Consider the following 11,730-nt stretch of genomic DNA (forward strand, 5'->3'; position numbering starts at 1 on the left):
ACTTGAGAAAAAAACAATATGCATGGATCAGCTTGCATATCGTCATTATTAGCATACTGCTTTATATAGGGAATCGAACATGTTTTTTATTTTTAGCTGAAAATTCAGAAGAGCTTTCTTTTTTAGATAAACTGATGACAGGATTTCTTCAGACTATAGATGAACTGTCAAATATTTCCTTTCATTTTACTTTTGATACTAGATCTTTAGCTGGAGGAGGTTTTTTGACTCTAGCTTACGGATTATTTGTCTTGTATAAAGTGTTCGACGACAAGAATGTCAGACCAGGAGAAGAATACGGGAGTGCACGTTGGGGGAAATCGCGGGACATCTACCCATTCATAGATAAGAAAAAAGATTTTAACATTTTATTGACGAAGACGGAAAGTTTATCGTTATCAGGCAGGATGAAGATAACCGGCAAAGACAACTTCAATCGAAATAAGAATGTTGTAGTTGTCGGAGGTGCTGGGAGTGGTAAGACACGGTTCTACGTAAAACCGAATTTGATGCAGATGCACTCTTCTTATGTAGTAAGTGATTCGAAAGGGTTATTATTGGCGGAAACAGGAAAAATGTTTGAAGAAGCAGGCTACCACATCAAAGTATTCGACTTGATCAATCGCCGGGATACACATCACTACAACCCATTCCATTACATAAAAACAGAAGATGATATCTTAAAAATCGTGAACAATCTGATCAAGAATACCTCTAACCCTAACAAAAAAGGGGGCGATGACTTCTGGGAAAAGGCAGAAACGGCTTTGCTCATGGCAATTTTCAGTTATTTGCTCCAAGAAGTGGTGGAAGAAGATCGCACACTAGGCAATGTGATCGAACTGGTTCGGTTAGCCGATATCGAAGAAGATGTTCCAGGCTTTGTCAGTCCGTTAGATGTCTTATTCAATGAGTTAGAAGAAAAAGATCCAACGAATTTTGCTGTAGCGCAATATAAAATCTTCAAATTATCTGGGGATAAGACAACGAAGAGTATTTTAGTGAGTTTAGGTGTACGGATGTCACCATTTGATATTCCAAGTATCAAAGAGTTGGTTTCAAAAGATACATTGGAACTAGATACAGTGGGCGATGAGAAAACCATTCTGTACATCTTGTTGCCAGATACAGATACGAGTTTCAACTTTTTAGCAAGTATGATGTACCAGCAGCTTTTCGATATGCTCGTATACAAAGCGGATAATATCTATAAAGGACGATTGCCTTGTCATGTGCGTTGTATCCTAGATGAATTTGCCAATATTGGATAGATACCTGATTTTGAAAAAGTGATTTCTGTTATCCGAAGTAGAGAAATTTCAACGAATGTGATCTTGCAAAATATTAGCCAGTTAAAGACATTGTATAAGGATACTTGGGAAACTATCATTGGTACGAGTGATGTGTTCTTATACTTGGGTGGAATGGAGCAAAGTACGCATGAATATATTTCTAAATTACTGGGGAAAGAGACGATCGAACAGCGAAATATCAGTGTGACAAAAGGTTCAAATGGTTCATTCAATGAAAGCTTTCAAAAATTGGGGCGTAATCTGATGGATCCTGATGAAGTAGCAAGTTTAAAAGGGCAACAGTGTATCTTAAAAATACGTGGTGCAAATCCATTTTTATCGGAAAAATATGATATTCTCAAACATAAAAATTATAAGAAATTAGGTGATGTAACAGAAAAATATATGTATCTACGCAACTTATCTGCTTAACTTTTTCTACTCTCTTTTTGCTATTTACCGTAAATTGGTCAATTAAATTAAAAAGAGAGTTTTTGTGTGAAAAATAAAAAATAACAGAAAATGATTTATTGGATTTTGTTAGAGGGATTCATTTCCGATTGATGTATAGACGCAAAAGCAAGAGAACACTCGCTTTTATGAAGAATGAGTGTAACCGAACAAAGAAATGTTCTAAATTTTCTTAACTTGGAAATAACTGGAGAGCAGATAATAAAAAAGTAGCATATACTAAATGATGGAACACAAAAAAATTACATAGACAAAGGAGTATTTAACGTTATGGGCGATTCAGATTTATTGAAACAGGTATTTGATCTAGTATCTAAATTCACATTAGTTGGTGGAGGACTTTGGCTCATTTGGGGGACAATCATTCTAGCTGGAGCCTTAAAAGATAAAAATGGTCCTCAATTGCAGCAAGGAATTTGGCAAATTGTTGGTGGTGGGTTGATCTTAGCAGCAGCTGGATGGTTTGGTTCATCCTTTGATTTTGGTTCATTGGTACCATAATTTGATTTGGAGAACAGGAGTTTAATTCATGGAAAAAGCAATAATGAATATCTTCAGTCAAATCATGACCTATTTAAATGGAGAAGATTTACAAAATACGCTTGGACAAAATCTAAGTTCCTATATGTACGATGCATATGATCTGGTAAAAGATCTGCAAACCATTGTAGTAGGACCGCTTGCACTGTCGATTCTTGCTCTTTTTATCCTTCTAGAATTCCAACGGATTTCTTTGAAGGTAGAAGGAGCAGGAGGTGCTCCAATGCTTGGATTTGAAATGATCATCAAGTCATTTATCAAATTTGCGATTTGTTATGTAGTGATTTTAAGGATTCAAGACATCTTAGATGGGATCATCGTTATCACAGCAAACTTATCAGCAAAAATTTTAGCAATAGGAGCGAGTGGAAAAGTACAGGATGTATCAGAGCGAGTAGAACGAGCAGTAAATGCTCTGTCTTGGTGGGAACAAATCGTTGTTTTACTGATCATGTGTATCTTGTTCTTAGTAGCTCTAGTCGTACGGGTATTGATTCAAGTAACGATCTATTTACGTTTTTTAGAATTATACATATTTTCTGCAATGGCACCGATTCCGATGGGTGCATTACCGAGTCAAGAGTTTTCATCAATGACAAAAAGCTTCTTCAAAAATTTTGCCTCCACGGGCCTGCAAGCCACTTTTATCGCCTTGGTTCTTATCATTTACCCAATGATTTTTGCTAGGATCATGAAGGATGTAGGGGAAGGCATGTGGGGGATCATACTAGGATTGACGATCTATATGATCGCTTTACTACTTTCGATCAATAAGACAAAAGGTTGGGCGAAGACGATATTGTCTGCATCTTAACCAAGGAGGAATTATGGCAATAGAAGTAAAAGTACCAAAAGATATCAAAGAATATAAAGAAAAAATAATTGCAGGAATGAATCTAAAGCAATTGTTGTGTTTGACGATTGCTGGGGGTGTGAATATTTTCATTAGTCTAATCTTTGTCGTCTGGCTGAAAATTCCGATGGAAATCACAAGTTGGCTGATGATTTTAGTTTCTATCCCCATCGTATCCTTTGGTTGGTTCAAACGAAATGGCTTGAATTTTGAAACGTATATCAAACATTTATTTAAATACCATCTTTCTGCAGGCGTCAGAAAAAAGAAAGAAGCAGAACCCAAAGATAAGAATGAGCAAACCAAGTTAGGCGGACAAGAAACATGATGAAATTAAAAGGTTTCACATCAGTAAAAAAGACGGATAAATCCACGATGGAGGATACAAAAAAGAAGAGAAAAAAAACAAAGAAGGATCCTAAAGAAATGGATCTACTGCGAGACACTTTTTTATTTCAGGAAATCTATCCTAGTGGTATCTACCGACTCGATGAGACGACGTATTCGGTCACCATCGAGTTGAATGACATCAACTACCAGTTATCTTCAGAAGATAGTCAGATCGAGATTTTTTCTCAATACTGTGATTTCTTGAATTCACTCAGCAGTAAAACAAAATTGCAACTGACTGTCTACAAGAAAAAAAGACCTCTGGCGGATTTACAATCTATTCTGTATTATCAGGAAAAAAATGATTTTTTAGATTCTTATCGTGCAGAGATGAATGATATTATTTCTCGTAAATTAGATGAGGAAAAAAATGGATACAAAAAAACGATTTTATTCACTTTCGTACAAACTCACCAGAAACTTGAGTTTGCAGAAAAAGAATTAGACATGGTGACGGATCGCTTTTTGATGTTTGCAAACCGCTTAGGAAGTCAGGCTAAAAGAATACCTAAAAAGGAATTACTGACGATCCTTTCAGAGATATTAGTGACGAAATCTATGGTAGTACAGCCAGAAATTGAAGATATTTTACCGGAAGTGATCGAACTGAAGGAAAATAAGAACTATTTGAAAGTCGATCAGCATTATGCAAAAACTGTTTACTTACAAGAGTATCCGGCAGAGTTATCGGATACTTTTATCTATGAATTACTAGAAATCCCTCGGGAACTAGTGATTACCTTACATATCGATCCACTTGAACAGGATGAAGCTTTTGATTTAGTCAAAACGAAATTGGCCTTCATGGAGCAGCAAAAAGTGGATGAACAAAAGAAAGCATTACAAAATGGATATGACTTTGAAATGCTGTCTTATGATTTATCTTATTCGTTGACAGAAGCCAAAGGACTAGTAGACGACTTGCAAAATAAAGGACAAAAACTGTATTCAATGTCCAGTACGATCCATTTCCATGCGGATACTGTTGAAAAATTAACAGAGATCCATGATGAAGTCAATTCGATTGGGCGTCAATTCGGATTCAAAATCATTGAATTAGAATTTATGCAAGAAGCTGGTCTGAATGCAACATTGCCATTAGGGATCAATCAGATTCCTTTAGACCGAACAATGTCGACTGCAAGTACCGCAATCTTTATTCCATTCACGATTTCCGACTTGATCCAAGAAAATGGGAAATATTACGGTGTCAATGCGATCTCTAAAAATATTCTTTCCCTCGATCGAAAACTATTGAAAGCACCAAACGGTTTTGTATTGGGAACACCTGGTTCTGGGAAAAGTTTTTCGGTCAAACGAGAAATCGTGAATGTTTTATTACGTGATGCAGATGATGAAGTGATCATCATTGATCCAGAACGTGAATACTCAGTGATCGGTCAAAATTTCAATGGAGAAATCATCAAAATTTCTAGTGATTCAGCTACAACGATCAATCCAATGGATATCAATGAAAATTATGGAGATGATACAGATCCGGTCGTTTTAAAATCAGAATTTTTGATTTCTTTATTTGATTTGATCATTGGTGGAGCTCTTGGTTTGAGTTCTACTCAAAAGACATTGATTGACCGAGTTTGCCGACGAACATATGAAACATTGGGAAGACAAACACCGACATTGATCGACTTTTATACTATCTTGAAGGAACAAGAAGAAGAGGAAGCAAGACAATTAGTGATGGATCTGGAAATCTATATCGAAGGTAGTTTGTCTGTCTTTTCTGCAAAAACGAATGTAGACATTACAAAGCGTTTGGTCATTTATGACATCAAAGATTTAGGAAAACAATTAAAAACAATGGGGATGCTGATCGTGTTAGACCAAGTATGGAATCGTATCACGACAAATAGAGAACGTGGTGTCCGTACATGGCTGTACATCGATGAGATGCAGTTGCTATTTACCAATGAGTACTCTGAGAATTATTTTTTTGAACTGTGGAGTCGTGCCAGAAAATGGGGAGCTATTCCAACTGGTATCACGCAGAATGTGGAAACATTACTACTCTCAGATTTAGCGAGACGGATGCTTTCAAATAGTGATTTTGTCATGATGCTGAATCAAGCAAAATCTGACCGTACGCAATTAGTTCGATTATTTGATATTTCCGAGGAACAAGAAAAATTTGTTGTCAACTCTCCAGAAGGTTATGGCTTGATGGTTTTTGGTGATACAACATTGCCTTTCTATGATCATTTTCCTAAAGATACGAAACTCTATAAGATGATGTCGACGAAGCCGGGTGAAACATAAAAAGAATGAAATCAGAAAGGATACGTCACAGTGCCCGATTTGAATGAACAAGAAAACCAAAAAGGAAATGAGAAGAAAAACGATAAGATCATTGATCGCTTGGAGACAGCAAAGAACATTACATCCACCAAAAAAGAAAAAAATGTTTCAAAAAATGGAAAAATCACCACTAGCAAAAACAAACATCGCAAGGCTGTAATCATTCGGAAAAACCAATCGACTGTATCACGAAGCAAGCGAGCAAAAATCAGAATGATGCTCCGAAGACAACAGCAAGCCAAAAAAGGCAACGCACCACTGACAAGTTCGCCAATCAGACGCTCAAAGAATTTAAAGCATAAAAAAATGATACAGGCGCAAGGGAGCAGAAACAAACGGCTTTTTAGGAATCTAAACGCCAGCACCAGAGAAGAGCGAAAGAAACAGCAAAAAATTTATCTGAAAAAAAGTGAGAAATATCAGAAGACGATCAACCGCAACAGTAAATTGTCCAATGACGTAAAAAAGGTCAATACGCAAAAGATCCAACAGAAAAAAACAATAAAAGCCCGAGCGCTGATCAACAATAAGAAGCAAACTGATGGTCGGACACTTGTAAAAAAACAAAAGCCTTCTGTCCAGAATGTGCGGCAAAAGCAAGACCGTAAACAACAACTAATTCTGAAAAAAAAGAAAAAAATAGATACGCAACACATCATAGCGAAAAAAGAAACGAAGCAACGAACGGCAAACAAGCAATATCAAGAAACTGGGAAAAAGAAGCAAGACAAGGAAAAAGTACAAGGAACTTCTCAAAGGAAAAAAAAGCTGTTTTCGAATCGGAGACACCTCCGCAATCAGCAATATGCACAAAAATATGTGCGTGCTTCCGGCAAAAAACAAAGCTATAAAAAAAGAAACAAGAAGCAAAAGGTCAACGACCAGTTAAAGAAACAAGTTTCTCCAAAAAGAGGTGCAAAAAACTACTTCAAAGAAATGGTCATTGATAAATTTGGCCGTGACAGTGAGGGAAATTTGAACATTATTGGGATGATCTTGATGTTGGTACTTCTCGTGCCCATTTTGTTGAAGTTGATCATCATCATTGTTATTTTAGCAATCATCATGGCGATCATTGCGATTGTCATGGCGATTTGGGCATTCATCGTAGGTTTGTTTGTTGTTAAAACAGAATCAATGATGATTACAGAAGCCTATGAGTATGTCACCTGGTTAGATGCCAGTAAAAATAAAGAAGTCTATGAACGCTACAATCAGTTGGTGGATAATCCTGAATATGACGAAGTCTATTTTGAAGTGAATAACATTGCTTCTGATCCTGAGAAATTTTCTGTCGTGTCAAATGGCGATAATTATATCTATTATCTCAATGCAAAATATGAGGATTACGATATCGAGGAACGGGCAGTGAATGTCTATATCGAGCGTCTAGCTGAAAACACTGGCATAGAGTTGCCAGCCTCAAAGGTAGCACATGTTCAATTTAAAGATACCCCACATCTATCGTCAGAACTACCAATCAAAATCAATCGAGTGAAGCATGAGATTCATGCAATCCATGACATGACGTATAACTATGAGACTGTCATTGAAAAAGACAAAGAAATCGAAACAACGACAGTAACGATCGATAAAGAAACAGGGGAGGAGAAGACTGAAACCAAAGTAGAAGTAAAAGATGTCGCTACAGTGAAAATCGAGGTACAGACATTGAATGAAATGCTTGACTCTCAGCCAGAAGTTGAGATCTATGGCTTTAAAGATGGATTTTTAGAGGAAGAAAGCAACTATGCCTTAGTTGGGACTGTCGATGCCTTCGACGAAGATGAAGTTGATAAATATTATCCAATCATGGAGTTGGATCGTTTTGAATCAAAAATCTTCATGGATAATCCATTAGGTAAAAATACCTATAGCCCAGTTGTCGAAAACTATGGCTATCGGGGAAGAGACGAGGACAAATTGAATATTGAGATCATGTTGGATGCGGAACCTGGTTCACCAGTTTATGCCACCACAGATGAAGAAGTAGATGGAATCAATCGAACGTATAGCGCACAAGATCGCGATGGGAAAATGGTTGAAACACGAAGTATCAAAACGGACACAGGAGATTACTATGCGTTTTATATCAATGTGGACCCTGTAGTAAGAGAAGATCAGGATTTGAAAGCAGGAGACTTGATTAGCTATACAAGGAATACTTTTGGTGGGAATCTGCTGATTGCGATGGAAGAATATCGTTTAGTGCATGCAGATCCTGACATCTATCCTGCAATTTTTATCGATAATCTAGTCTTTGCCAGTGATACGAATTTAGCTTATTCCAGTAACAGCGGCGGGTTAAGAGGTGAGTTGTTTAATCCACCAGAAAAAGTCGTACAATGGCGCGACAAAGTATATGAAGAAGCGATAAAAAACAATATTGGTTCTTATGTAAACACGATCCTATCCATTATTTGGGTCGAAACAGGTGGGGATAGTGAGCGTTTCTCAGATATCATGGGGATAAACAAAGCTTACTCAGTAGGTGGCGCAGTATATAGCCCAACTGCATCCATTGAAAAAGGCGTAAAACACTTTGCCAAATTATTGAAAAAGACGCAGTCAAATCAATTAGGGGAAATGGCGGCATTACAGGCCTATAGCTATGGAGAAGCCTACTTAGATGACCTGATTCGTATAAGGGGACGTTACTCCTTTGATCATAGTCGCCTGTACGCGCAAGAGAAGAGTCAAGGTGAGACTGTATCTTATAATAGTACCGTTTCTTTGGATCTTGGCTATAATTGGCGTTACACCTTTGGCAATATGTTTTATCCGCAACTTGTCACGTATAACATTTCCGCTGACATCGGTAAACTAGTTGAGATAGCTAAAAAGGAATTAGGCACACCAAATGGGGATAAGTACTGGCAATGGGGTGGCTTTGATAAGCGAATCGAATGGTCCGCAATCTTTGTGTCATGGGTCGCTAGTCAAGCTGGCTATTTAGATCAAGGACGTGTGTTGAATACACCAAGTCCATTATTAATGATGAAATGGTATCAAGATAATCGTAAATTCCAAGAACCAACTGCTGACTATATCCCACAAGCAGGTGACTTGATTTTCTTTGATTGGAAAGGTAAAAAAACAGGAAAAGATCATGTGGGGATCGTTGAATATTCCGGTGGAAATATCGTACAGGTCATTGAAGGAAATTCCAATAATCTTGTTCGTCGTAGAACCTATGCTCTAGATAATATGGCTATTTCCGGATACGGTATTCCTTAGCCAATTCAGAGTAACCTGAACCAATCAAAAAAAGCACTAGATAATTAAAGGAGGTGAGTTATTTTCTATTAAGTAAAGAAGAACTTTATTTTTAGAAAGGCATACGTATGATCAATAATTTTTTGGAAACAAAAGCAGGAAAACGGATCGCTGCAGGTTTTGCCGTATTTGTAGTCGTGGTCATTGGCGCTATCATTTATGCGTTTATGACGAAAGAACCTGAGTCAGCTTCAGCAAATAATGAAGATAAAACTGGAAAAACCAAAGAAAGCAGTGAAGTCAGAGGGCAATACGATGCGACACCTTACAGTGGCAAATGGTATTCCAATCGAACAGATGAGATGACTATTGAATTAAAAACGGATGGCACGTACCAAGCCACTGCTTGGTTATCTAAAGGTACCTATCATTTGATTGATAATGGGGTCATGGTACTGGAGGATAAAGAGGGGAAAACAAAAAAATTCAAGTTGCAAACGAAAATGGGTAGTACAGTCATGTACTTAAAAGAAGATAAAGAAGAAATCTATCTGTACCCAAATGAAGAAGTCAAAGAAAAAATGGAGACGGAGATCTCTGAACAAGCAGAAGCTGCTCAGCAAGTCGTCTCACAAATGTGGATGGACATCTTGCAACAAGAGGAATGGGAAAACAAAACAGATAAACGAACATTCACGTTGACATTCAAAGACGATGAATTTATTCAAAAAAAAATCGAGCAAGGGAAAAAAGAGGAAGAAATCACTTATAAATATAGAATCGTCTCGATTGATTATGAACAGTCCAGTGCAGTTTTTGTCATGAGTCGAACGGATAGTCATGACCAGAAACAAGATGTAGTCTTTAAAATCAAGGAAGAAGGCTCTAAGTATATTTTATTGGGGAACCCAGGTACTTTTGACTGGATCACTACCTTTGAAAAAAGTTATGCAGCGGTCACACCTACACAAGATGGCACCACGCGATCAGATACAGTGAAGAAAACCACTGAAACTGTTGATAAAGATGGAAACAAAGTGATGATTACTGAAAAAGTTAAGGGGTGAGGATAGATGGAGGATAAAGAAGTAGACAAAACCCAACAGGTCATGTTAAAGGGGTACTTAGGTATTGCCAAGTTGGCGTTGAAGCTTACTGTGTATTTTTTTAAAAAGAAGATTCCCCAAAAAATCAAAAACGGTATCGTAAGTCTAGCAATCAAAGCAAAAAACGGGGTTCAACGATTGAATCAGTGGCGTAAAAATCGTCAAGTCACTAAACAACCGAATCAGACGATGAAGCAAACATTAGATAAAAAACAATCTGCACAAAAACTAATGGGAAAAGAATCAAAGGCACTAATCAAAAAAAGAGAGATGCCTCTTTTACCTAAAACAAATGTTCAAAGAAGAGTAATCAATCCCTTCCGACATACAATAAATAGATTCAATCAGCTACTGATGAAAGGCGTAAAATTTGTTTTACCTCTGTTGCCAAGGGTTATTCGTAATGCCGTATTAAGGAATAATACAGTGACTCGTGACCGTGGTACCAGAGAATTGGGAACAGCAGTGAAGGATTCCAAGGCTATTCCAGCACGCACAGAAAAACTCCAAATAAACAATACGATTGCAAAACCGACACATGCACAAATGTTACAAAATAATGTACCAAAAAAATACAAGCCACTTTCTGAACTAACGACCCATGCTAGAGAGATGTCTGCTATCAATAATAGTAAGGCAAAAGAAGTAACTCGTGCTTTACCACAGCGCCGTATGTCTATACCTACTATCAATACAGGTCGTTAGGGAGCAAACGAAAAACGACGATCAAAGGACAAATCGGGTAACTTGTACGGTTTGTAAACAAGAAGTAGATGAGAAATCACGGTAGAAGTGTGTAACTTCTTATTTCGTGGAGTTGCATTCCCACCGTTTATTCGTTTTTAAAGCATGAGACAAAAGTGTTTCTTACTTTTGTCTCATGCTCTTTTTTTTCGAAATTTCACGAAAAAACTGACTTTTGTACGCCGTTTATTCGAGCGTCTGTAGCAAACCTGATTTCTAGATTGTCCCACATTTTCTTTTATTAAAATTGGTTTATTTTAAAGAGATTGGAATAAGATCGTCAGCAATAAGCCTACCACGTAGCTACTATTGAAGAGGACCATATTTTTAATGGAGTAGCTGAAACTAACGGGTTGTGGCATAGTTTGTTTAAAAGCCTGCAAATTTTTATAGACTTTTGGCAAGGTAAAGAAGGTTACGATTATCGGAAACTGATACACGTGGCTGATCAACCCTAATAAGATGACAAGATAGCAAGCATACATCAAGAGTTGGAACAAAACGATGCCCACTGGCCGACCGATATAAAAGACTAGTGTATACCGGTGGTTTTCAATGTCACGGTCTAAGTCACGTAGATTGTTCGCTAACATGATGTTAGCGATCGTGAATATCAGTGGAAGAGAAGCCAAAAAGATCGCTAAGATTGCCCATAGATTGCCTTCTAAGCTAAAGTATCCAGTAGCAAGTGAAAGGGACAAATCAAATACGTTTGTATTGTGCGTGTTGACATAGACGACCATGGCAAAGATTCCTAGCCCCATTGTTACACCACTGAAAATCTCACCCAACGGCATACGAG

7 protein-coding genes and 2 pseudogenes are annotated in these 11,730 nt (G+C 37.4%); 8 read left to right on the forward strand and 1 reads right to left on the reverse strand.

The window, feature by feature from the left end:
• Positions 1 to 2 precede the first annotated feature (2 nt).
• From DVW83_RS12495 to DVW83_RS12530, 8 genes and pseudogenes are all read left to right on the forward strand, one after another.
• Positions 3 to 1,724 (forward strand): annotated as a pseudogene (locus DVW83_RS12495) (VirD4-like conjugal transfer protein, CD1115 family).
• A gap of 309 nt (positions 1,725 to 2,033) precedes the next feature.
• Entirely contained in the window at positions 2,034 to 2,264 is a 231-nt protein-coding gene (locus tag DVW83_RS12500; protein ID WP_104661147.1) for a hypothetical protein, read from the forward strand.
• Positions 2,265 to 2,292: 28 nt separating this feature from the next.
• Positions 2,293 to 3,117 (forward strand): type IV secretion system protein, encoded by an 825-nt coding sequence (locus DVW83_RS12505; protein ID WP_081135095.1) that lies wholly within the window; start codon positions 2,293 to 2,295, stop codon positions 3,115 to 3,117.
• A 13-nt stretch (positions 3,118 to 3,130) separates the two neighbouring features.
• The gene (locus DVW83_RS12510; RefSeq protein ID WP_104661148.1) at positions 3,131 to 3,484 is read left to right on the forward strand and encodes a PrgI family protein; all 354 of its coding nucleotides are present in this window, start codon (positions 3,131 to 3,133) and stop codon (positions 3,482 to 3,484) included.
• Entirely contained in the window at positions 3,481 to 5,823 is a 2,343-nt protein-coding gene (locus DVW83_RS12515; RefSeq protein WP_137239440.1) for a VirB4-like conjugal transfer ATPase, CD1110 family, read from the forward strand. The genes DVW83_RS12510 and DVW83_RS12515 overlap by 4 nt, the downstream gene beginning before the upstream one ends.
• A gap of 30 nt (positions 5,824 to 5,853) precedes the next feature.
• A complete protein-coding gene (locus DVW83_RS12520) occupies positions 5,854 to 9,099 on the forward strand; it encodes a lysozyme family protein (RefSeq protein WP_238699423.1) in 3,246 nt (1,081 codons plus the stop codon).
• Between the two features lie 107 nt (positions 9,100 to 9,206).
• Positions 9,207 to 10,145 carry a hypothetical protein gene (locus tag DVW83_RS12525; RefSeq protein ID WP_104661150.1) on the forward strand — a complete coding sequence of 313 codons (939 nt, stop codon included), beginning with the start codon at positions 9,207 to 9,209 and terminating at the stop codon, positions 10,143 to 10,145.
• A gap of 6 nt (positions 10,146 to 10,151) precedes the next feature.
• On the forward strand, positions 10,152 to 10,889 hold the full coding sequence (locus DVW83_RS12530) for a hypothetical protein (RefSeq protein ID WP_104661151.1): 738 nt from the start codon (positions 10,152 to 10,154) through the stop codon (positions 10,887 to 10,889).
• 296 nt (positions 10,890 to 11,185) lie between these two features.
• On the opposite strand, the pseudogene DVW83_RS12535 reads toward DVW83_RS12530, so the two are convergent.
• A pseudogene (locus DVW83_RS12535) lies at positions 11,186 to 11,730 on the reverse strand (UbiA family prenyltransferase); the annotation flags it as partial.

It is taken from the genome of Enterococcus sp. VV15, assembly GCF_005236045.1.
In the GTDB taxonomy this organism is placed as follows: domain Bacteria; phylum Bacillota; class Bacilli; order Lactobacillales; family Enterococcaceae; genus Enterococcus_B; species Enterococcus_B durans.